Below are 23,691 nucleotides of genomic sequence, written 5' to 3' on the forward strand. Positions count from 1 at the left end.
GCGCATCGTCCCCGGGTCAGGAGGACGATGCGGCGGTCGCCATGCGGCCGAGCGCGGCAGCCTCCTCGGTGATGTCGATGCCGACCGGGCACCAGGCGATGCAGCGGCCGCACCCGACGCAGCCGAGCATCCCGAACTGGTCCTCCCAGCTGGACAGCTTGTGGGTGAGCCATTGGCGGTAGCGGGCCTTGACGTCGCCGCGGAGGGGGCCGCCGTGGATGAAGCTGAAGTTCTCGGAGAAGCAGGAGTCCCAGACGCGGCGACGCTCGGCATTGTCGCCGGCGAGGTCGCTGGTGTCCTGGATGGTGGTGCAGAAGCAGGTCGGGCACACGAGGGTGCAGTTCGTGCAGGCGAGGCACCTGCTCGCCACGTCGTCCCAGCGAGGTGACTCGGCGGAGGCCTGGAGGACGTCGTGGATGGTGGCGGTGTTGATGCTTCTTGTCTGGCGCGCGGCCGCTGCGTCGGCGACCGCTATCGCCTCTTCCTGTGCGTCCGTGCCCGCCTTGGTGGTCGCGATGGCGTCCGCCACTTCCCTGCCCCGGTCGGTGCCTACCTCGAGGACGAAGTGGTGGTCGGGCGTCATGACCTCGGTGAGGAGGAGGTCGTAGGCGGGCTGTTGTGTTTGAGGGTTCGTGGCGGCGGGTCGCGGGCCGGTGCCCATGGAGGCGCAGAAGCAGGTGGCGGCTGGCTCGCCGCAGGCGACGGCGACGGTGAAAGTGCCGTCGCGACGGGCGACGTAGTGGGCGTCGTGGAAGGGCCGGTCGGCGAGGACGGCGTCGTGGATCTGGACGGCGCGGAGGTCGCAGCTGCGCACTCCGAGGAGTGCGATCGGTTGCTGATCTGGGGTGTCGCGCTCGACGGTGAAGTGACCCTCCTCGCGTCGGCCGCGCCAGACGACCTCCTCGGCCGGGAAGAACACCGGCTTGGTGGACTGGGCGGGGTCGGCGAAGCCGAAGTAGGCGTCGTCGGCGCGCTTTCGGAGTCTGTAGGCGCCCGGTTCCTGGCTGTCGCCGACGCCCTGCGGCAGGTCGGAGGCCGCGTGGAGGTCGCCGGTGACGATCGCGTCGCCCCGGACGGTCGGCCCGACGACGCGGTAGCCGCGGCGGCGCAACTCTGAGATGAGTGCGTCGAGGCCCCGGGGCTCGAGGATTCGGATGTCGTCCATGACACGCCTCCTCTTGCGACGGTAGGCGCGCTGCCACGGATCTTTAGGGACCTTGGTCCGGGGGCTCCGACGTGTGGGAGATCACAGCCGCGAACACAGGTTCGCCCAATGTCTAATTACGCACTCGTGAGACAATAACCGGGTTCTGGAGCGGCACGGCGGGCATGTCCGAGGGATCCGATACGGTCGCACCTGCGCGCAGCGCATCACCATCCGTACTCGACGTATCGCGCGATGGGCCCCACAGGCCCCTTCGCACTGGGGGCACCACATGTTCTACCGGCTCACGCCGATCCTGCCGAGCCCGTTGGGGCAGTCTCGCGTGGAGGCGCACCGATGACTGCCTTGTTCGTCACTGCGCTGGCCTTCATCGCGCTGGTCACCTTCTTCTGGTTACGGCGCCAACGCAAGGCGTTCGGGCGCCGCATCGCTGCGCTCGAGGACCTGGTCGCGACCGCGAGCGAGGGCGATCCGGTCGACCAGCGGCGCGTGGTCGCCCAGGCAGCCAAGGAAGGCGACCCCGTCGTCGCCGGGCTGTGGCACGAGTTCGATGAGACCCTCGCGACCGCACCCGACGGTTCGGCTCTGTACAACACCGTAGACGCCGACTACTTCTTCAACGAGACGACCCTCGCGCCGAGCCTCGTCAACAACCGTCTCCTCGCGGCGGTGCCCGCGTTACTGACCGCCATCGGCGTGCTCGGCACCTTCGTGGGCCTCTGGCTCGGCCTGAGAGGTCTCAACTCTCACGCGGCGCTCGGACCGGACGCCGATACCGACCAGCTCCTCGCCGGCATCGAGACGATGATCGGCGGTGCCAGCATCGCGTTCACGACCTCGGTCTTCGGAGTCGGCCTCAGCATCCTGATCAACTGGGTCGAGAAGCGGACCGAGCGGCGCGTCGTTGCCAAGATCACCGCGATTCAGCAGCTGATCGACCATCTGTACCAGCGACTCACTCCCGAGCAGTCGCTCCTCTCGATCCGGCACTCGTCTGACGAGTCGAGCCAGGCACTTCAGGAGCTGCACGAGCGCATCGGCGACCGACTGCAGGAGACCGTTCAGTCCGTGTCGCAGGACCTCCAGGGCGCGCTCTCGACGGCGATCACCACGGCCATGACGCCCGCAATGGAGAAGCTGGTGGCCACCACCACCGAGCAGTCGACCGAGGTATTCGGGCAGCTGGTGGACAGGTTCGCCTCGTCCTTCACCGATATCGGCACCAAACAGGCGATGGCGCTCGACAAGTCATCGGCCCGGCTCACCGAGGCGATCGGAGTTGTCGCGGCACGTTTCGAGGCGATGGTCGAGGAGTCGCGTCGCGCGTCCGCCGACCTGCGTGAGCAGCACACGAACCTGCTCGCAGAGCTCGCCATCCTGCGTGATGGACTCGAGGCTTCGTCTTCCCACCTGTCAGAGTCCGCCAGCGCTCTGGGCGCCGCCGCGCCGCAGATTCAGCAAGCATCGTCCTCGCTCGATGGCGCTCTCACGCTGGCCACATCGAGCCTCGAGAGGCTCCAATCCAGCGTCGACGCGCAGGCGACGCTTGTCAACGCGCTTCAGGAGCGCGCGACGACCGTATCCGACCACCTCGGGACCGCCGCCACCACGCTGGCCGACGGAGTCGGGACGATGCGCGGGCAGCTCACCGAGTTCGGCGCCACCCAGCAGGCGTTCCAGTCCGGCCTACGCGCCGATGCGGAGTCCGTGGCCGAGGCCTTGCGCGCACACGTGGAGTCACTTGAGTCGCAGGTCTCGAAGTGGCTCACGAACTACTCGGCTGACATCGAGGAGCAGATCGAGCACCGTATGGGCGTGTGGAACACGCAGAGCCAGGACTACGCGAACCAGATGCTGCACGTGGCGCAGGCTCTCGCCGCCGTCGTCGACGAGCTCGAGACCAAGACCGGCGCGGCAGACGTCGTCGGTGAGGCCGACGCCCTCGTGCGAGGCGCCGAGGCAACTCGGGCGGATGGTCAGGCGTGAGATTCACCCGGCGCCGGCGGCGCCACTCGGTCGAGGACGAGAACTCGTACTGGGTGTCGTTCACCGACATCATGTCCAGCCTCTTGATCCTGTTCATCCTCGCCGCAGTCGCGCTCATGGTGCAGCTCATGTCGAAGCAGGACGCACTCGGCACCGCATTGGCCGCGGTCGACACGCAGATCCAGGCCCAACAGGCCCAACAAGCCGCCATGGACGAGCAGCAGTCCCAATTCGATGCGCAGATCGGCACCATCAGCGAGGCGGAGCACGTGCGCGCCGAGATCCTTGAGGAGATGCAGTCTCGGCTGCAGGCCGCTGGCATCCAGGTGGTGCTCAACGAGGACTCGTCCGTGCTGAGCATCCCGAGCTCGGCGCTGGGGTTCGACTCCGGCAACTATGACATCGCGCCGGCATACCGGGACCGCGCCGCCACGATCGGCGTCATCCTCAGCGATGTTCTCCGCCAGGGCGACCGGACGGATTACCTCGACACGGTGTTCATCGAAGGGCACACCGATTCGGTGCCGTTCGAGGGCCCACTGGGGATGAACAACTGGGGACTGTCGACTTTCCGCGCGATCTCGCTCTGGCAGCTCTGGGACGACACATTGCCGAAGGGTAAGCAGCTCGACACCCTCAACAACGCCGCTGGTGCGCCGCTGTTTTCAGTTTCGGGCTATGCCGACACGCGCCCCGTCGCAGGCACGCCTCAGGGCGCATCCGAGCACGCGCCGAACCGACGGATCGACATCCGCATCACGATCGTGCGGCCAAGCAGCGACGAGTTGCAAGGCATCAGCGACGAGTTCGCCTCGGACTCATCGTCATGACGTTCCGGCTGCCGCCGATCGGCCTTCCTATCCCGGCTGCATGGGAAGCAGACTCGGACCTGCGGTGGGAACGGCTCACGACCAAAGCCCGAACAATGCGTGGCCAGGCGACGGCTGCGGGTCTGTCGAATCTTGTCGACGCATTGCGACCGCTCCTGCGGAGCGGCGAGACGAATGCGGTGATCCCGCTGCTCGCGAACACGGGCTACGCACGGGCACTGTCGTGGCTGTGGGCCGAGGTCGACGGCGACTGCCGGGACACGATCTCCGTTCCCTTGATCGAGGCGATCCGGTCAGCGCATCGCCGACTGTCGACGCTCCTGGTCGAACAGCTCGCGAGCGTGTTCTTCTTGCGCTTCGACGAGCTCGACGACCTCCCCCGTGAGCAGGGTGGCTCGTCGATCCTCGAGGCACTCGGCGCGCTGCTCACCGACGGCGCGCGCCTGGGCTTCGCGAGCACGGTCGCAGGAGAGTCTGTGCCGCTCACCCATCGAGACGGTCCGCTCGCAGGTGCGCAGACGATTCGCCGTGACGCGGGCAACCCGGAAGCGGCGATCCTCGCGATGGGTCTGGCGCCTTACGAGGGTGGGCGGTACATGGAGCTGGTCCGTCAGCACGTGTTCCTCGAGGAGCTGCGCGCGTTGGCGATCGGCGCCACGAGCGACGTACTGGAGCAGGTAGCCCAGCCCGAGACCTACGAGAAACCGCACTTGCGCGGACGGATGCTCGGTCACGCCGCGCTTGAGATCCTCATCGATCGCGCCGAGCACCGATACCCAGGCGAGGCGTGGCGCGACACGGTGCTCAAGGTCGCCGGCGACCCTCGCCTCACCTACAAGGACTCGTACGCGACGTGGTGGAAGCCGCTCGGTCGCGATCGCGAGGACCGCGTCGCCTCCTGGCTCGCTCGCGCCGACCTCCAGGTGTTCCTCGACGTCCTCGCGAAATACTCAACAGAGGCCGGTACCGAGGGCATGTCCCGCATGCTGCCGCCGCGCAAGCGCATGCTCGAGGGGCTCATCGACCTCGGCATCGTCCGCCGTAGCCGGCTCTTCATCGGCGACGATGTCCGCCGTTTCGCCTGGCAGGCGAGCCTCGCTGCCTCTGCGAACCTCACCGGTAGCCAGTATTCGCAGCGCGCGCTCCTCTACCTCGACTGCGGTGACTTCCACATCATCGAGGGATCGCACAATACCCAGCTGTGGACCTACCTGGACCTGCCATCCGCTCGCGTGGTCGATCCGAGCAGGCGGAGCTTCTTCTACGAGGAGCTCACAAGCGAACTCGCCACCGGCTTCGAACAACGGTGGATCGCAAGCATGGGGACGGCGCAGGGCGCCGGACACGTGGGCACCCGCCACGCCGGCCTGTGGCAGTCGAAGTTCCTCGAGTTCCTCGCCCAGCACGGGATCGCAGTCGACCCAGAGGCGATCCTCAGCCGCGCCGATTACCAACAGCTTCGCCAACGGCATGGCCTCCCCTGGGTCAACCCGAACGGTCGTCCCGTTCCGCTCGAGAAGGGGTCAGCCAGTGGGGCTTCGTGACATCATCCGATCGGTCCTTCAGCACGACGAGACGGTCGAGCCTGGCTCTGGTTTCCAAGTCACGGTCGACAGCGACGGCGTCAACGCGATCGCGGGCCCGGACGAGTACCAGGCGATCGTCGCCGGAACCGGTGCGCCGCTCGCGACCGCGCAGCTGATCCTCCTGCGCATGCTCGCCGAGCAGGGCCTCGCGGACGAGATCCCTCGCGGCTTCCAGATCGGATCCCGCTCGGCGACCGCGCTCGACGGCGAAGCCGCTGAGCTCCTCGCTCTCCCGCCACGCTACGCGGGTCGCTTCACCACGGCGATCACCTCGCACACCGCGAACACGCGGTTCGCCGTCCGAGTCTCCGGGGAGGTCGACGGCGTCGAGACGCCAGTGCGGCTCAAGGGCCCGGTCATGCGAATCGCCGGGGCCGAGTTCCTCGCCACGCCCGCGCAGGCCGCCGCGCTCGATGCCGTCGCCCGGCACTCGGAGCTCGAGCCTGCCGCCCGCACCGAGGCCGTGAACACTTCCCTAGTCGCCTCCCTGCAGCGCGCCGCGACCGAAGGCATGGACATCGATCTCGCGCACTTCACGACCGGCGGCTGGACCACAGCCGTGCCAGAGGCGGTCGGCATCACCGCCACCCGAACCGACGAGGGTGGACTCATCCTGTCCCCCGCTGTCGCGGGCCTGGACGCTGCCGCCGCCGAGTCACGCTGGCATCAGGTGCGCGGCCGCTCGAGTGGTGTGCTGCGCATCGGAAAGGGCCTCATCGTTCTCGAGGAGAGGTCGATGGCGGCGGTTGAGGAGGTCCTGACGAACCGGGCCGTCGCGCCCGAGGACGTCGAGGCGTTCCTCAAGACTCCGAGCGCGTTCCTCGACGCGGCACTCGTCGACCTCGACATCGGGTTCTCGGTGCGCGTCGAGGGCATCGGCCGCATCGAGCACGTCGACTTCGGCGAGGGGTCCTCGAGCAACCTCGACTGGTTTGCATCCGACACGTTGCCCAAGCTCGCCGACGTGCTTGTCCACCTGCTCAGGACGCCCGACGATGTCGCACGGTTCGAGCGGCAGTACGAGGCCGCGAAGGTCCAGGGCGCCGACTGCCTCCGCTTCGACGCCGAGCTCATCGACATTGCCGATCCGGGCGCAGTGAAGACGGCGCTCGAGAGCGCCACCGACCGCATCGAGAACGGGCGGTCGGACGTTGCGCCCGTCGCGAAGCGCGCCGCCGCATCCGAGCCGACGGAGAAGGTCGGCTTCCTGCTGCACGAGGCGGACCGCGTCGAGACCGCGCTCGCCGACCGCGCCCGCGAGGCCGCGCTCCCCCATACTCCCGACTACTCGGGGCTGCTGCGCCAGCCGTTCCCCCATCAGCGCGAGGGCATCGAGTGGATGCTGCGGCTCATGACGGCGGCACGCGGCGAGGACCATGACCAGATGTACCGCCTGCAGGGTGCGCTGCTCGCCGACGACATGGGCCTGGGCAAGACGTTCATGACGCTGGTGGCGATCGCCGAGCTCGCGCGCGCGGTCGAGGACGACGGCAGGCCGGCGAAGCCGGTGCTTGTGGTCGCGCCACTCAGCCTGATCGAGAACTGGGAGGACGAGGTCGCGAAGACCTTCGCATCGTCGCCCTTCAGCGAGATCGTGGCGCTCCAGTCCGGACGAGACCTGCGCAGGTTCCGCCGTTCCGGATCCGGCCGCGAGACCGCGCAGGCAGTCGCGGCGATCGACGACAGCGGTCGGGTCAAAGACGGTGAGCTGCGGATCTCGCTCAAGGTGGGGCCGCAAGCCGGCGCCGAGCGTCTCGACAAGCCGGGTCGCCTCGTCCTCGCGACCTACGAGACGCTGCGCGACTACCAGTTCTCGCTGAGCCAGATCGATTGGGGCGTCGTGGTCTTCGACGAGGCCCAGGCACTCAAGAACCCCGACTCGATGCGCACCCGCGCGGCGAAGGCGATCAAGGCGGACTTCAAGCTCCTCGCGACCGGCACGCCGGTGGAGAACTCCCTCGGAGAGTTCTGGTGCCTTGTCGACACCGCCCAGCCCGGGCTTCTCGGCGACTGGACCGACTTCCGCGAGCGGTACATCGTCCCCGCGCAGGACGCAGAGCCGACGGAGTCAGATGCGCTGCGGGCGAGGCTCGGCCGCGAGCTGCGCGAGGCCGTCGGCGCATTCATGCTGCGGCGGGAGAAGGAGGATCACCTCGACGGGCTCCCACCCAAGTACCTGCACACCGCGCTCGCGGCGCCGGCAGGCGCGCTCATCGTCAAGGATCCCGCGCTCGCCCGGTCGATGCCGGCTGCCCAACGTGCGGCGTACGAGGGGCACCTCCAGCGACTGCACTCAGCGTCAGGCGAAGGGAGTGAAGCCGCGCTTGCAGTGCTCATGGCATTGCGCCTCGCGTCGCTGCACCCTGAGCTCGGCGTCCGCGGCGCGCGGCCGTCGATCCCCGTCGACGCCGACGTCGCACGGCGACAACTGGGCGACTCCGCGAAGCTCACCGTGACAATGGACGTGCTGCGCGACATCCAGGCGCGAGGCGAGAAGGCCATCGTCTTCGCGATGTCCAAGGACCTGCAGATGCTGCTCGCGCTGTGGCTGCAGTTCGAGCTCGGGGTCATGCCGCACGTCATCAACGGCGACACCGCCGCGACCTCGGGCGGGCGCTCCCAGTCGCGCAAGGAGCTCATCGCCGACTTCGAGAACGCGGACGGGTTCAACGTCATCGTCATGTCGCCCATCGCCGCTGGCGTGGGGCTCACGGTGGTGGGCGCGAACCACGTGATCCACCTCGAGCGGCACTGGAACCCCGCCAAGGAGGCGCAGGCCACCGACCGCGTCTATCGCATTGGTCAGACCCGTGACGTGCACGTACATCTGCCGGCCGCGACGCACCCGGACTTTGACTCTTTCGACGTGCTGCTCGACCGGCTGCTCGCAAGCAAGCTGCTCGTGCGGGACGCGGTCATGGCGCCCGGTGTGGTGTCGGAGGCGGAGATGTTCGCGGCGTTCGGTGGCCGTTAGCTGCTCGTCGAACCAGAAGGGAGGACGGCGATCGCACGCCGTCCTCCCTGCACCAATCAGTCGACCGCAGGACTCTCAGGAGTGTTCCCCGCTGCCTCGAGCAGCCCGAGCAACGTCCCAAGGTCCATCCCACTCGTTCGCATGAACTCACGAAGCTTGGGTCCGTAGACCGTCTGGATCTGCTCGGCAAGTGCGAACTGGCCGACGCGCTGCGCGGCACGGAAGTCTCGCTGAAGGGCAAGGAGCTCGCCGAGAGCGTCGGCACCCAGCGCATCCGCGGCATCGCCCGGCGATGCATGTCCGCTCGGTTCGTCGTCCACCCGTGCCGAGCGTGCGATCAACAGCTCCAGTACCGCGGTGACGTCATGGTCGCCGCGCATCGACGACCAGTTGAGCAGCTCCCGAAGGCCCGTGCCCGAGGGGCAACCCATGGCCGCCGCGACGTCGCTGAGGTCGTCACCCGCATGCGGTTCGAGACCTACCAGGCCGCGCAGGCGCGTGAGCGGCTCGACATCGCGCCCGGCCACCGCGCGGAGCTCCAGAGCCCCTGAGTCGTGGAAGACGACGAAGAAGTCGTCTCCGAGTCGGAGGTCGGTCGCGGCGAGCTCGCGACGCACAGTTCCAAGCGACGGCTGTAGGCCGGTCCACCGGACGGCGACCATGCCCGCGACGCCGTCAAAGTCACGTGACTCGCCGTAGCCGAGTCCGAGCGCGGACGCAATACCCGGGAGCAGCGCCGTACCACTGCCCCGCACATGGTCATCGTTCACCACCGAGCGGAACAACCACGCCTCGCCCACGCGGTAGACGCGCTTGGTGCGTTCGGGTGACTTCAGGCTGTCGGGGCCCACCGTGCCGGCGCGACGGACCATGCCACCCTCGTTGACGTACGGCGGCGCGCTCGCGTATGCGACGACCGAGTTGGGAGCGACGGAGTACTTCGCGCAGATGGAGGCCACGAGCTCATCGAGCTCGAGCACGCCGTCGTGCTCGTCGAGCACACGTCCAATGAGGCCACGAATGTTGTCGTAGGCCTCGAGGTCCCACTCGACCAGCGCCCACTCGTCGCGATCGACGCGCATGAATCGCTGATCGGACCCCAGGCCGTTCTTCAGTGACCGCAGCGATCGATCCTGGCCCGTCTTCTCGAGGATCACCTCCGATGTCAGCGGAGCACCCTCTACAGAGAGCACGGCCGCGGACCTGTCCACGATGCTGCGCACGCCGAACACCAGATGCTCCGCGATGACCTCGGCGCCGCAGCGGACGAACCAGTCGAAGATCTCCCCCTCGGCACGGTCAGAGCCGAACGAGGCCGGCATCGCGGGACGGAGGTCGGCGAGCCGCACCACGCCATGCGCATCGGCGAGATCCTTCGCCAGCGAACGCATCCGAGCCTCGGCCTGTGCGAGGCTCGGCGACGCGCACCACCCTTCCTCGATCTCGTAGCGATCGTCGAGGCGGTCCAGCACACGCCACACCGGCATCCCGATACCCGGGACCAGGTCGTCGAGCGCCGGATACTCCCGGAGAAGATCCGCGAGCGGAAGGAGGTCACCGATCGCCTTCACGATGCCTTCGTTCACCTCGCTCAGGAGCGCGTCATCGCGGATCTCGCGCTCGAGACGTGCCCGAGCCTTCGCAGAGACCTGACGAATGCGCTCGCGCGTGACACCGAAGTCTTCGCCCAGCGAGTCGAGGGTGCGCGGCGAGTCCGCAAACAGGCGCTCGATGAGAGCTGCCCTCGCCATGTCGGACTCCCCGGAGACGAGATCGCCCAATCGCTCCGCGGGCGATGGCACCGCGTCGAGGAGAGACAGCAGGTCGATGGTGCGCAGCGCATGGAGGCGCCCGAATGCCGCCGCGACCCCTTCTGGAAGGTCGAAGAAGTTGTCGCGCGCGAGAACCTTGCCGTCGTTCCGACCCATCGCCGCCTGGAACTCGACGACGGTGCGGATGTCCGCGACCACATCGTCGATCGCTGCCGGCATGACATCGGGGAACTCGACCTCCTGGTGCGCTTGGTCGGGCGCCACCACCGCCACTGCCTCGCCCTCTCCCGAGAGCGCCGTCAGCACGGCCCGCTCGATCAGGAGCTCGAGCGCACGGTCGACTGTCCGGACGGCACCGCCGAGGAGGTTCGCCATCTCGGAGGAGTCCACGTTCTCGAGCGCTCCCGGGTCCTCCTCGAATGGGTAGGGGAGCGTGGCGATTCCTGCGGCTTCTCGGAGCGCGACCGCGAAGTCCTCTCCGGTCAGCGAGGGGAAGAGCTCCTCGAGAGTCCAGAGCTGCAGAAAGTCGCCGATCACGGCGACAAGTTCGAGGTGGCGGGCGCTGCCAGCGGCCGCAGGCTCATTGGTGATGCCGTTCCACGCCGCATCGTCCGCCGGGCTCCGCCAGACGCGAAGCGGGATCGCGTCCACCCACGGGAAGATGTCAATCCACGTGGGAGTGAAGTCGACGCCCCAGGAGGTCGCCTGCGTCTCTATCGTCATCGCGACCGCTTAGCCGACGACGAGCGCCGGGTCTGCCACCGTCGCGCGGTACCAAACTGTGTCCGGGCCCTTGACCGCCTGGCCCACGATGAACGCGGTCAGCGTCTTCATGTCCTGCACGCGCGACGTCGTGCTGGTCGAGCCCTCGCTTCGCGCGGGCACGACGCCGGTCTGGAACCAGGAGTCCCGCACATCGGGGAACACCGGCACCGCGAAGTGCGGCGCCATCTCGGCGAATGCCTCCTGGATCGCCGCCGGCTTCCATCCGAGCTGCCGCAGCTCGAACCATGCGCCCGCGATAGCGCGCAGCACGACGTTGGAGCCGATCAGCGAGCGCGAACGCACCTGCGCGGGCGTCAGCGAACCGGACACCACATCCCTCAGCTCAGGGAACGCCGCCGTGATCGCGTCAGTGAAGGCGGTGAACTCGATCGCGATGTTCTTGTGATCGAGCTCGTCCTCGAGACGCGGGGGGATCTTGCGCTTGCCGTTGGTGAGCGCGTGCAGCATCTCCGAGACATGCTTGGCGCCGATCAGGTACTTCGACGCACCCGACACACGATCCTGCTCGAGATCCACGCGCCCCTCGAGAAGCTCGTTGGAGATGAGTACCGCGTTGAGCGCACGCACCAGAACCTTGCGGTCATCGAAGCGGCTCTTGACCGAACCGGTGATGCCCTTGGCATTGTCGTTGATGTCAAGGAAGATACGTCGAGCAGTCTCGGGGTTCTCGACGAGCACGATCTGGATCGAGACGCGCTCGCCTGCAAGTGCGTCGCGTCGGTCAACCTTCTTCTGGAGCTCCTTCTCCGCGTTCGCGATCACGGGGCGCTCACCGAGCTCCTTGGCCCGGCCCACGAGCGTGCGCGCCTCGGAGATATCTGCGGTGAGCTGCTCCCACGCGAGGTGGAAGCCCAGCGTGCGGTGCTGCCCGTCGACGATCGCGATCTCGGACTTGGCGTCCTTCGGCACGGCAAGGGTGCCGAACTGCGTCGTACCCGTGTCGAGGTCCTTGCGGGAGTCGAACTCGAAGATGTGGGGCGCGCGCAGGAGCAGCGGCGGGGAGACCCAGTCCGCCTGCTCGACCACGTAGGTGCCGAACTGCTTGGCGTGGGTAGGGACGATCCGGCGCTGCGTCGCGGAGGAGTCGAGCGGCTTCTCCGGGTCGGGCTTCGGCAGGAAGGTCACGAGCTCGCGGACCGAGAGGTCCAGCGAGAAGACAGTACGGCCGCCCTGACGGTACTTGGCCGCGAAGAAGTACTCGTTCGGGTCGTAGCCCGTCGGAATGTGTGCGTTGTTCAGCATCGAATAGCCCCTCAGTGTCGTGCAGTGTGGTCAGAGCTAATCGGAGGGGTCTGACATTGTCAAAGAAGGAGGAGGTTAATCACAGTCTGAGCGAAAAGAATGCCCGCGATGCGACCCGGGCCAGCCGAGGGACCTACATTTGCATCGACACAACGACGTAGCATCTGTGACACCGTCCGCCACGCCGAGGGAGCCCCATGTCCGGCTACGCCGTCATCGATCTCGAGACCACCGGTTTCGCGTACAAGTCGCTCGACCGCATCTGCGAGATCGCCGTGGTGCTCCTCGACGCCGAGGGCCGCCGCGAGGACGCCTACACCACCCTGGTCAACCCGCTCCGCGACCTCGGCGCCCAGCACATCCACGGCATCGACGCCACCGACACCCGCGTCGCGCCCACGTTCGACCGCATCGTCGGCGACCTCACCGAGCTCCTCGGCGGCCGCACCGTGGTGGCGCACAACGCACCCTTCGACGTGCGCTTCCTCGCGGCGGAGTACGCGCGGGCGGGCGTCCCGATCGCGCTGACGCCGGACGATGCGGTGTGCACCATGAAGCTGGCGCGCGAGGTCGGGGTGCCGGCGAAGTTGGGCGACGCATGCCAGTACTACGGCATCCCGCTCGACGGCGCACACGCTGCCCTCGTCGACGCCGAGGCGACCGCGGTGCTCCTCAACCGCTACCGCGAACACCCGACCGTCGACCGCCGCTGGCACCAGCTCGCCACCGCGGGTGAGCGCCTCGCGTGGCCCACGGCCGCACCGCTTGCCACGTCCGTGGTCCGCCGCGGCGCGACCCGCCCCGGCAGCGGCCTCCTTGAGTCCGTGGTCGCAACGTTCGACGGCGCCAGCCACCACGCCGGCGAGGCCGCGTACCTCGACCTCCTCGAGCGCGTGCTGCTCGACCGCAAGATCACTGCAAGCGAGAAGGCTTCGCTCGACTCCGAGGCCGCGCGGCACGACCTCTCCGGAGCGGACCGCGAGCGCCTCCATCGCACGTACATGCTCGGAATCGTCGACGTCGCCTGCGACGACGACGTCCTCACCGCCGACGAGCGTGCGCACATCGTTCAGATGGCGAACCTGCTCGGGCTCGCCGACCTCGAGGTCGAGGCGCTGCTCGCGCATGCGACCTCCAAGGTGTCGACCGTCGCCGCGTCGCTCGACCTTGCGCCGGGCGCGCTCGTCGTGTTCACCGGGCACTCCGCGGCCGACAAGTCGCACCTGACGGCCACCGCGGAGGCCCGCGGTCTGGTCATCTGGCCGGGTGTGAAGAAGGGCGTCGCCGCGGTGATCGCGAAGGATCCAGGATCGAACTCAGGCAAGGCCAAGAAGGCCCGCGACCTCGGCATCCCGGTGGTCGGCGCCGACGTGCTCGCCTGACGCCCCGCACCAAGAAGGGCCTGGCAGGCGCGCCTCGACACCGAGTGTCGCACCCCCGTGGCAGGATCCTCGGCAGGCCCGGATCGCGACGCCGCGACCGGCCGCACATCGACTGAGGGGACACTGCGATGACCGAACTGCCTGCCGCGCTGCGCGGATCCCTGGAGAAGGGCGCGCCCTCCCAGGACGGCATGGACTACATCCCTGCGCGCTGGGCCGAGTGGCTTATCGGGCTCCCGGTCTCGGCGGGCCTCCTCGAAGGAGAGCGCGCGAAGATCGACCGCGCCCAGCTCTGCACCTTCGTCCACGAGAGCGTGGACACCCACCCCGTCGACGCCCTCGTCGCCGTCTACCAGTGGGGCTACGGCACCGGCGGCCGCGGCCCCAGCCGCGCACGCAAGATCCTCACCGGCGGTGTGCACGATGTGGCACGCACCCGCGCCTATGACCCGACGGTCGCGGAGCGTCTGGCGGATTCCGTCACGCTTGCCCGCAGCGGCAAACCGTACGGAGCCTACGCCCAGCTCGCGCGCGGCGCCGGCCGGATCTCCGGCTTCGGCCCCGCGTTCTTCACGAAGTGGCTCTACGCGGTCTCGGCGCAGGGCGACCCGCGCTCCTCCACCGCGCTCCCGATCCTCGACTCGCTCGTCCAGGACTGGATCAAGCGCGAGGCCGGCATCACGCTCCGCACGGGGAACGCCAAGGACTATGCCGCGTACGTCGACCTCCTCGACGAGTGGGCGGACACAACGGACGCCACCGTCCGCATCGACGTCGAGCTCGCGATCTTCGCCCTCGAGCGCGCGCACCGCGCCGCCGCCTGACACCCGAACCTCACGAACCCTCGCGGCGCTACCGTGGAAGCCGCCGCTCACCGCACCGACGCAGGAGACCGCACCTCATGACCACCACCGAACCGGCACCCGTCACGTCCTCGATCGAGGAGCTGCTCGACCGCATCACCTTCGGATCGGCCTCCGAGGCCGAGAAGGGCGCCAAGTTCGAGCGCCTCACCAAGGCCTTCCTCAAGAACGACGTCGAGTGGGTGGCGCAGTTCGAGGACGTGTGGCTGTGGAACGAGTGGCCCGAGCACAAGGGCCGCGACACCGGGATCGACCTGGTCGCCAAGCGTCGCGACAACGGCGAGTATGTCGCGATCCAGTGCAAGTTCTACGACCCCCAGACCACGCTCCAGAAGAGCCACATCGACTCGTTCCTCTCGGACTCCGGCAAGGAGCCGTTCGCCTCGCGCCTGGTGGTCTCGACGGTCCTCAAGTGGGGCCCCAACGCCGAGGACGCGATCAAGGGACAGGCGAAGCCGGTCAACCGCATCGGCCTGACGGACCTGCTCGAGTCCTCGATCGACTGGGCGGTGTTCGACCCGGCCACCCCCGAGGCGATGACGCTCAAGGCGCGCAAGGAGCTCCGCCCGCACCAGCGCACCGCGCTCGACAAGGTCCGCGCGGGCTTCGAGCAGCATGACCGCGGCAAGCTCATCATGGCGTGCGGCACCGGTAAGACCTTCACCTCGCTCAAGATCGTCGAGGACCGCGTCAAGCCCGGCGGCGCCGTGCTGTTCCTGGTCCCCTCGATCGCTCTGCTGTCCCAGACCCTCAGGGAGTGGTCGCTCGAGGCCGAGGCGACCCTCCGTACGTTCGCGGTCTGCTCGGACATCAAGGTGGGCAAGAACGAGGACGCCGACATCTCCGTGGTCGACCTCGCGATCCCCGCGACCACCAACGCCCCGCACCTGGCACAGCGCCTCAAGGAGAAGAAGGACGATGCGATCACCGTCGTCTTCGCGACGTACCAGTCGATCGACGTGGTGCATCAGGCGCAGGCGCTCGGGGCCCCCGACTTCGACCTGGTGATCTGCGACGAGGCGCACCGCACCACCGGCGCGACGCTCGCGGGCTCCGAGGAGAGCGCCTTCGTGCGCGTTCACGACGAGGCCTACCTCAAGGCGGGCAAGCGCCTGTACATGACGGCAACGCCGCGGATCTACGACGACAACACCAAGGCGAAGGCCGGCGACACCAATGTGATCCTCGCCTCGATGGACGACGAGGGCACGTTCGGCCCCGAGTTCCACCGCCTCGGCTTCGGCGAGGCGGTCGCCGCCGGCATGCTCACCGACTACCGGGTGCTCATCCTCGCGGTCGATGAGGGTGCGGTCGCGCGCGGCTTCCAGGGGACGATGGCCGCGGACGGCGAGCTCGATCTCGACGACGTCGCGCGGATCGTCGGCTGTTGGAACGGCCTGTCCAAGCACGGCCGCGCCGAGCATGACTTCGGCTTCGACCCCTCCCCCATGAAGCGCGCGGTCGCGTTCAGCCGCTCCATCAAGGACTCGAAGCTCTTCGCGGCCAAGTTCGAGGCCGTCATCGGCGACTACGTCCGCAACCAGGGCCTCAACGAGGATGGCGACAGCGTGCTGGACGCCGAGGTGCGCCACGTCGACGGCGCGATGAACATCCTCGAGCGCAACGGGCACCTCGACTGGCTCAAGACGGACCCGGGCACCGACGCGTGCCGCATCCTCACCAACGCCAAGTGCCTGTCCGAGGGCGTCGACGTGCCCGCCCTCGACGCGGTGATGTTCCTCAACCCGCGCAAGTCCGTGGTGGACGTGGTCCAGTCCGTCGGGCGCGTGATGCGCCTCGCGCCGGGCAAGAAGTACGGCTACATCATCCTTCCCATCGGCATCCCTGCGGGCATCAGCCCCGAGGAGGCGCTCAAGGACAACGAGAAGTACCGCGTGGTGTGGGAGGTGCTGCAGGCGCTGCGCGCCCACGACGAACGCTTCGACGCGATGGTCAACAGCATCGACCTCAACAAGACCCGTTCCGACATGGTCAACGTCATCGGCGTGGGCACCGGTGGCAGCGGAGGGTCGAAGGACGATGCGGGGGCCGAGACCCAACTTTCGTTCGACTTCGCGGCGTTGGACGACTGGCGCGACGCGATCTACGCCAAGCTCGTCAACAAGGTTGGCTCGCGCCGGTACTGGGAGGACTGGGCCAAGGACGTCGCCAAGATCGCCGAGCGTCACCGCACCCGGCTGCTGGCGATCCTCGACTCGGGCCACGCCGCCGATGAGTTCGAGTCCTTCCACACCGCGCTGAAGGCGAACCTCAACGAGGGCATCTCCCGGGGCGACGCGATCGACATGCTCTCGCAGCACATGATCACCAAGCCCGTGTTCGACGCGCTGTTCGGCGAGCACTCCTTCGCGGAGAAGAACCCCGTCTCGCAGGTCATGCAGACGATGCTCGAGACCCTCGAGGGTGCGAACCTCGAGTCCGAGACCGAGGCACTCGACAAGTTCTACGAGTCGGTGAAGCTCCGCGCCGCCGGCATCGACAACGCCCAGGGCAAGCAGCGCATCATCACCGAGCTGTACGAGCGGTTCTTCAAGCTCGCCTTCCCACGCGCCGCGGACGCGCTCGGCATCGTCTACACCCCCACCGAGATCGTCGACTTCATCCTGCGGTCGGTCGACCATCTCTCGCGCGAGCACTTCGGCAGGGGCTTGTCAGACGAGGGCGTCCACGTCCTCGACCCGTTCACCGGCACCGGCACGTTCATCACGCGCCTGCTCGCGAGCGAGCTCATCTCGCCGCACGATCTCGCCCGCAAGTACGCGTCAGAGATGCACGCCAACGAGATCATGCTGCTCGCCTACTACATCGCCGCGATCAACATCGAGACGACGTATCAGCAGCGGCTGCTCGACGTCGGCCAGGAGGCGAACTACGAGACCTTCAATGGAATCGTCTTGACCGACACCTTCCAGATGACCGAGAACGGCGACATCGACGACCTCGTCGTGTTCACCTCGAATAACGCCCGCGTCGAGGCGCAGCGCGCGCTCGATATCCGCGTGATCGTCGGCAACCCGCCCTATTCCGTGGGCCAGTCGTCTGGCAACGACAACAACGCCAACCTCAAATACCCGTCGCTCGACGCTCAGATCGAGAAGACGTTCGCCGCGCGGTCAACCGCCAAGCTGAAGAACAGCCTCTACGACTCCTACATTCGAGCCATCCGTTGGGCCGCCACCCGCATCGGCGACGCCGGCGTCATCGGCTTCGTCACCAACGGCGGCTTCGTCGACGCCAACACGGCCGACGGACTGCGCAAGACCCTCGCCGACGAGTTCACCGATATCTACGTGTACAACCTCCGCGGCAACCAGCGCACCGCTGGCGAGCAGTCGCGCAAGGAGGGCGGCAAGGTCTTCGGCTCCGGCTCCCGCAACACCGTTGCAGTCACCTTCCTCGTCAAGAACCCCGACGTCGCTCGCGACCGGGCAGTCGTGCATTACCGAGACATCGGCGACTACCTCAGCCGCGAGCAGAAGCTCGAGATCGTGGACCACGCCGAGCTCGCCACTCTCGAGTGGGCGGAGATCACCCCGAACGATGCCGGCGACTGGACAAACCAGCGATCCGGAAACTTCGAAAAGTGGCAGTCCATCTGCGACGGCAGCGACGCGATGTTCAGCATCTACTCCGGAGGCTTGAAGACAAACCGCGACGCGTGGGTCTACAACTTTGCCTCCACCAAAGTACGAGACAACGTAGCCCGAATGATCGATTTCTACAACGCCCAAACCGATGCGTTCGCCACACACATCGCGGCGTCCCCCGAGCGTGATGCCAAGACCGCGGTGGATGAATTCATCGATACTGACCCGAAGAAGTTCAGTTGGGACCGCGCTGATAGGACAAGGCTCCCGCGGGGCACCCACTACGTGGCAAACCCGGGCGCATTGCGAGTGAGCACCTATCGACCGTTCTGTCGGCAAGCCGTATGGTTCGACCGCGAACTGAACAACACCGTCTACAAGATGCCGACGCTCTACCCGACGTCGGAGGTGAATAATCACGGAATCGCGGTCCAGGCCCCGGGAGGCTCTGCCCCGTTCGCAGTCCTCGCGGTACGCGGCCTATCGGACAATGTCCTTGTGGGTGCAGGCAATCCCACCCAAGTACTCGCGCGCTACACGTTCGAGGCGACCGTCGGTGCGACCCTCGACTTGGGCGGCGAAGTCACAAGCGGCTACCGACGTCATGACAATGTCACCGATGCGACGCTGAAGAAGTACCGCGGCTGGTACGGTGGGCAAGTCTTAAAGGACGACGTATTCGCTTTCACCTACGGATTCCTGCACTCGCGCGAATATCGCGATCAGTTTGCGGCCGATCTCAAGCGATCGCTCCCACGCATTCCTCGGATCAGTACCGAAGACTTCCCGCGGTTCGTCGACGCGGGCACGAGGCTCCTCGAACTGCACATCAACTACGAGGACGCTGACCCGTACCCGCTCGTGATCGACGGCATCCCCGAGGGACTCGACGAGGACGCGATGTACGACGCCCTCCGCGTCATCAAGATGGCCTACGGGAAGTCGGGTAGAGACAAGGACCTCACGACCATCCGCTACTCGGGCAGCATCACCGTCCGCGGCATTCCCGAAGAGGCCCACCGCTACGTGCTCGGCTCCCGGTCGGCGCTCGACTGGATCATCGACCGCTACCAGGTGAAGACCGACAAGGCCTCAGGCATCGTCAACGACCCCAACGACTGGTCGCGCGAGGTGAACAACCCCCGCTACATCCTCGACCTCCTCGCCAAGGTCACGACTGTTTCGGTCGAGACCATGAGGATCGTCGATGCCCTGCCGCCGCTGCGGATCGTGGAGGACTGATCGCGTGACCGCCGCAAACCCAAGCGCCCCGCCAGCCGCGCCCAAGGCGGTCGGCGGGGCCTCGGGCGCCGTCGCATCGTCCGCCCACGCGGGCTGCGCGCGCTTCCGCGGCACCGATCCGTTGATCACCGGCCGCAGCCGACGCCAGCTCGCGAGCGACCTCGGCCACGCCGACTCCTCCGGCGCGATCCCCGAGGCGCGCTGGATCCGCGCGATGACCTTCGAGCGGCTGCTGCGCCGCGAGGACTTCGCCTCGCGCATCGCCGTCACCACCGCGGGCGGGCTTGACCTCGCGCGACCCGACGAGGTCGTCACGGTCCACGCGCGCGCCAACGTCCGCACCACTGCGCGGCTTCTTGCCGACGCCCACGTTCGGGCCACCGGCGACGGCGTCGTGACCATCGTCTTCGGGCTCGCGGTGCCGTTCGTCGGGTTCGATGTCGCGTCGGCGACCGCCGCGAAGCCGGATTTCGCCGTCGTGATCCCCAAGGCGGACTGCAAGGGCTCGTGGCTGGTGGTCGGCGACGCCAAGGACTACGAGCGGCTCCGTTCCCGCATCGACGACGCCCGCCTGCTCAAGGGATTCCTCCAGGTCGCGGTCGGCGCGGAGTGCATGACCGCCTGGTCGCAGTTACCTGCGGGCATGGAGGTCCACACGCACGGCGTTCTCGCGGTGCCCCGCAACTCGTTCCTTCTGCCGCGCATCGTGGTCGAGAACCTTCACGACCACCGGCAGGAGGTGCTCGCCCGCATCGAGCAGCGGCGCGACGATGCCGAGAAGATCGCCGTCGAGCCCGACGAGACGCTCGCTGGATTCGTCGCGCACCTCGAGGCGACCTTCGACCCGGCGACCTGCGCCACCTGCTCGCTGTTCTCGTACTGCCGCGAACGGCTCCGCGCGTCGAACGTGACCGCGGACCTCCTCGTCGAGATCGGCGTGCCGCGGGCGAGTCGACCGGCCGTCGCCGAATGGCTCGCGGACGAGACCGACGGCACGGCGTTGCCGGCCACCGTGACCTCCTCGGTGACCGCGACCACCACCGGCGCCGCGGTGGCCACGGGCCGTCGCCGGACCGATGTCCTCGGCGACGCCGGCACCATTGAGGTGGTGATCGCCAAGTCCGAGGCCGCCGCGCTCGGTGTGCATGGCTTCGGGATGCGCCGCACCTCGTCCGCCGGACAGGGCGAGTGGGCGTGGCGCACGTTCGCCGATGCCCAGACGCTCACCACGCGACTCGCGGTCATGGAGGCGCTCGGCGCGCAGATCGACGCCGCCGTCGCCGACCAGGCCGCCGCCTCGCCCGAGGCTCCGCAGCCGATCCACGTCGTCACGCCCGACTCGGTCACCGCGGACATGCTGGTATCCATCGCCGACAGCCTCGCGGGCGTCGAGATCTCCCGGCTGCGTTGGAAGCACGACGTCGAGGCCGGTCGCGAGCCTCTCACGTTCGACGGTGCGCCCGCGGAGATGCCGATGGCGCTGAGCGCCCACGCCCGCACCGCGGTGAGCTTCCTGCTCGAAGCGGACCGGGCCCGCGCATCGTCCTCCCGCGCCGCGCTGGTCAACGCGCGCGACGTCCTCGCCGGACTGGTCACCGCCGGTGGCGCGCCGATCCTATCGGGCCGTCTCGACTACCTGCTCGCGTGGGCGAACGCCGACGGGAGCGTCGACCACCGCGCGGTCGCGGACTCGATCGAAAGCCGCCTCGAGACACCCGGCGCGCGGCTGTCGAACCGCCGGAGCGACGACCTCCACCGGCTGCTCCCCCGCACCGAGCGCTCCGGCGACGGCGCAGGTCCCTATCGCGACGCTGTGCTGGACGAGCTCCGGTACAAGGCAGACACCCTCGACGCGACCATCGTTCGCGTTCAGGCCTTCCCGCGGTCCGCGCTCGCGGTCGCCTCGCGCGAGGTCGAAGCGCGCGCCCAGGCCGTGTGGCGGCGCAGGCTCGCGTTCCACGCGAACGACCTGGTCCGGTTCGGCAGGACTGCTCGCTTCTGGCGGGTCCGCCTGGTGAAGACGCACGAGAAGGACGGGGCCTGGCAGCAGCGTGTCGACGCGCTCGTCCATCCCGGGCTGGCGCACGACCGCGCCGTCGCGCCGGGCACCCGCGAGCTGTCGCTCGCACGCGTCGTATCGGTTTCTCCCCTGGTGCTCGACGTCGGATCGCGGCGCTTCGTGTCCGGGACCCGGGTGGTGGCGCTGCACCTCAACGGTGCTCCGCTGGTAGAAGAGCACGGCGTCGCCGCTGACGTGAGGAAGGACGCGCTCCACCTCGCGGGGATGGCAGTCGGTGAGCTCGACCGCTTCGAGGTCGACGACGACGCCTCCGCCACCCATCTGGCGTGGCACCCGTTAGTGACCCTCAACCTCGCCGTGGGCGACCGCATCGTCCTCGCGGACCATTCGTGGCTCTCCGCGGCCAGCGGTGACGCCCTGGCCATCGAGCTGCCGCCGGTGGACGATGCACTAGCGCCGAAGTCCTCCTGCCTGACCGAGTCGTATGGCGAGGATCCCGGCAACCACCAGTGGTGCTGCAAGCCTCACGAGGTCTACGAGGCCGAGCAGGCGGACTCGATCGCGAAGCGTCGCGCGAAGGGCGAGCTCAATCCCGAGGTGTGGCCGCCGGTGACCGATGGCGACGCCTTCGACGCCCTCGGCACGAACGAGGACGGCGCCGACGCACCCGTCGATGACGCCGAGCCCATGCCCGACGGCCTCACGATCGACGACCTGGAGTAGAGATGACGTCCCCCTTCTCCCCTCCCCTCGTCGAGGCGGGGCCCGCGGTGCACCACGCCGAGGCCGCGCAGCGCAATGCCGCCGTGGCGGACGAGGCAGCAACCGAGCTCGACGCGATGCTCACCGGAGCCTCGGACAACAAGCGCCTGCTGCTCAAGGCCGCCGCGGGCGCCGGGAAGTCGTATGTGCTGCGGCGCCTGGTGGTCGAGGCCGCGTCCCACGCCCATGTCTCCCGCGTGGCCGTGGCCGCATTCACCAATAAGCAGGTGCTCCCCCTCGCCGAGCAGCTAGGCGAGGCGCTCGGCAAGGACAAGGTCTGCCTGTTCGTGTCGAAGGGGAAGTTCGATGACGTCCCCGTCGAGGTTCACGCCGTCGCGACCGTGGTGAGCAAGTACGCCGATATCCCCGGGAGCGCGCGCGTGGTTGTCGCCACGTGCTCGAAGCTGGGCATTCAGTACGGAGCCAAGTGGCTCGAGAAGGCGCTCGGCAAGGGCGCCAATGGCAAGACGATCTTCGACGTACTCTTCGTCGACGAGGCCTGGCAGATCCCTCACCACCTGTTCGACGAGCCCTCGAGACTCGCCCCGCTGTGGGTCGGCGTCGGCGACGTGGGTCAGCTCCCTCCGCTCGAGGTGGGCGAGAACCCGTGGCGCGGTGACGACGGCTTCAACCCCTACCGTGCGTGGCCCACCGACTACGACGACGATGCGAAGACCTGGACGCGCGAGCTCCCCGCAGTCTGGCGCCCGGCTGCGGGGCACCTCGAGCTCTGGCGTGCCTTCTACCCCGAGTGGGGCTCGCTCGACTGCGTCGCGGCACCGGGCGACCGTCGCCTGGACCTCGGCTCGATCGCGGCGCCGTTCGACACCCTGTGGGCGCAGGTGGGCACCGGCGTGCCGACCCTGCTCGAGATCGACGGACTCCCCGAGCCCGAGTCCCCCGACGTCGACCTTCCGCTGATGGAGTTCATCGAGGCTGCGCTGGACGCGTTCTTCGCTGGCGGCGCGTCCCTCCAGGCGGCTTTGTACGACGCAACGGGCGCGCCCACCGGCGCATCGTCCCGTGTGGCGCCGGGCGGCGACCACTCGGACCCGATGGCGACCATCCTCGCGACGCGCAACCAGGCGGTGGACGATGCGGCGGACGCCGTCGACCGTCTGCGCGAGCGGCACGGCCTCACCGAGCGCGACCTGGTGAGCTCGACCGTCGACTCCTACCAGGGGCAGACCAACGGCATCACGGTCGCGCTGCACCCGCTCAACGGCGCGTCCGAGCTCGACGAGTTCAACTCTGCCTTCGGGCGGCTCGCGGTGACGTGCACGCGCGCGACCCACGGGCTGCTCGTGGTCGCCCGTCCGGGACTCGACGAGCTGCTCGATGACGCTCCGGCGCGCCCAGGCACACCGTTCGGGGAGCCCGGCAACCGCCAGCTCCCCCGACAGACGCACCAGAGGATCCTCGCAACCTTTGCCCGCGGGCGGATCGCAGTCGCCGGCGAAGAGGAGTAACGGA

Annotated in this window: 12 protein-coding genes; 9 read left to right on the forward strand and 3 right to left on the reverse strand. The window is 68.1% G+C overall.

Annotated features, from left to right (window positions below; all coding sequences use genetic code 11):
* Positions 1 to 16: 16 nt before the first annotated feature.
* Positions 17 to 1,165, reverse strand: a complete 1,149-nt coding sequence (locus AOM04_RS00630) for a 4Fe-4S dicluster domain-containing protein (RefSeq protein ID WP_062460789.1) — start codon at positions 1,163 to 1,165, stop codon at positions 17 to 19.
* Positions 1,166 to 1,501: 336 nt separating this feature from the next.
* Between AOM04_RS00630 and zorA the strand changes: the two genes are divergently transcribed.
* Genes zorA through AOM04_RS00650 form a run of 4 tightly spaced genes read left to right on the forward strand, consistent with a single transcriptional unit; the run spans position 1,502 to position 8,541 of the window.
* The gene (zorA, locus tag AOM04_RS00635; RefSeq protein ID WP_062460792.1) at positions 1,502 to 3,151 is read left to right on the forward strand and encodes an anti-phage ZorAB system protein ZorA; all 1,650 of its coding nucleotides are present in this window, start codon (positions 1,502 to 1,504) and stop codon (positions 3,149 to 3,151) included.
* Positions 3,148 to 3,981: an OmpA/MotB family protein gene (locus tag AOM04_RS00640; protein ID WP_062460795.1), complete on the forward strand. Its 834-nt coding sequence runs from the start codon at positions 3,148 to 3,150 to the stop codon at positions 3,979 to 3,981. Before zorA ends, AOM04_RS00640 begins: the two co-directional genes overlap by 4 nt.
* A complete protein-coding gene (locus AOM04_RS00645) occupies positions 3,978 to 5,525 on the forward strand; it encodes an EH signature domain-containing protein (RefSeq protein WP_082104248.1) in 1,548 nt (515 codons plus the stop codon). Before AOM04_RS00640 ends, AOM04_RS00645 begins: the two co-directional genes overlap by 4 nt.
* A complete protein-coding gene (locus AOM04_RS00650; protein ID WP_062460801.1) occupies positions 5,512 to 8,541 on the forward strand; it encodes a DEAD/DEAH box helicase in 3,030 nt (1,009 codons plus the stop codon). Before AOM04_RS00645 ends, AOM04_RS00650 begins: the two co-directional genes overlap by 14 nt.
* Positions 8,542 to 8,597: 56 nt before the next feature.
* Here AOM04_RS00650 and AOM04_RS00655 read toward each other — a convergent pair whose 3' ends face one another.
* Together AOM04_RS00655 and AOM04_RS00660 are read right to left on the reverse strand one after the other, a co-directional pair.
* Positions 8,598 to 11,036 carry a sigma factor-like helix-turn-helix DNA-binding protein gene (locus AOM04_RS00655; RefSeq protein WP_062460804.1) on the reverse strand — a complete coding sequence of 813 codons (2,439 nt, stop codon included), beginning with the start codon at positions 11,034 to 11,036 and terminating at the stop codon, positions 8,598 to 8,600.
* 9 nt (positions 11,037 to 11,045) lie between these two features.
* A complete protein-coding gene (locus AOM04_RS00660; protein ID WP_062460806.1) occupies positions 11,046 to 12,341 on the reverse strand; it encodes a DNA sulfur modification protein DndB in 1,296 nt (431 codons plus the stop codon).
* Between the two features lie 197 nt (positions 12,342 to 12,538).
* On the opposite strand from AOM04_RS00660, the gene AOM04_RS00665 reads away from it, so the two are divergent.
* The 5 genes from AOM04_RS00665 to AOM04_RS00685 all read left to right on the forward strand — a co-directional run bounded on the left by AOM04_RS00665 (position 12,539) and on the right by AOM04_RS00685 (position 23,687).
* On the forward strand, positions 12,539 to 13,723 hold the full coding sequence (locus AOM04_RS00665; protein ID WP_062460809.1) for an exonuclease domain-containing protein: 1,185 nt from the start codon (positions 12,539 to 12,541) through the stop codon (positions 13,721 to 13,723).
* 128 nt (positions 13,724 to 13,851) lie between these two features.
* Positions 13,852 to 14,547 carry an 8-oxoguanine DNA glycosylase OGG fold protein gene (locus AOM04_RS00670; protein WP_062460812.1) on the forward strand — a complete coding sequence of 232 codons (696 nt, stop codon included), beginning with the start codon at positions 13,852 to 13,854 and terminating at the stop codon, positions 14,545 to 14,547.
* A 77-nt stretch (positions 14,548 to 14,624) separates the two neighbouring features.
* Positions 14,625 to 19,436, forward strand: coding sequence for a DEAD/DEAH box helicase (locus AOM04_RS00675; protein WP_062460815.1), 4,812 nt, complete (start codon positions 14,625 to 14,627; stop codon positions 19,434 to 19,436).
* Between the two features lie 4 nt (positions 19,437 to 19,440).
* Positions 19,441 to 22,179 carry a hypothetical protein gene (locus AOM04_RS00680; RefSeq protein WP_062460817.1) on the forward strand — a complete coding sequence of 913 codons (2,739 nt, stop codon included), beginning with the start codon at positions 19,441 to 19,443 and terminating at the stop codon, positions 22,177 to 22,179.
* A 2-nt stretch (positions 22,180 to 22,181) separates the two neighbouring features.
* On the forward strand, positions 22,182 to 23,687 hold the full coding sequence (locus AOM04_RS00685) for an AAA family ATPase (protein ID WP_062460820.1): 1,506 nt from the start codon (positions 22,182 to 22,184) through the stop codon (positions 23,685 to 23,687).
* Positions 23,688 to 23,691 lie beyond the last annotated feature (4 nt).

Origin of the sequence: Demequina soli (assembly GCF_000971195.1) — a bacterium.
GTDB classification, from domain to species: Bacteria; Actinomycetota; Actinomycetes; order Actinomycetales; family Demequinaceae; genus Demequina; species Demequina soli.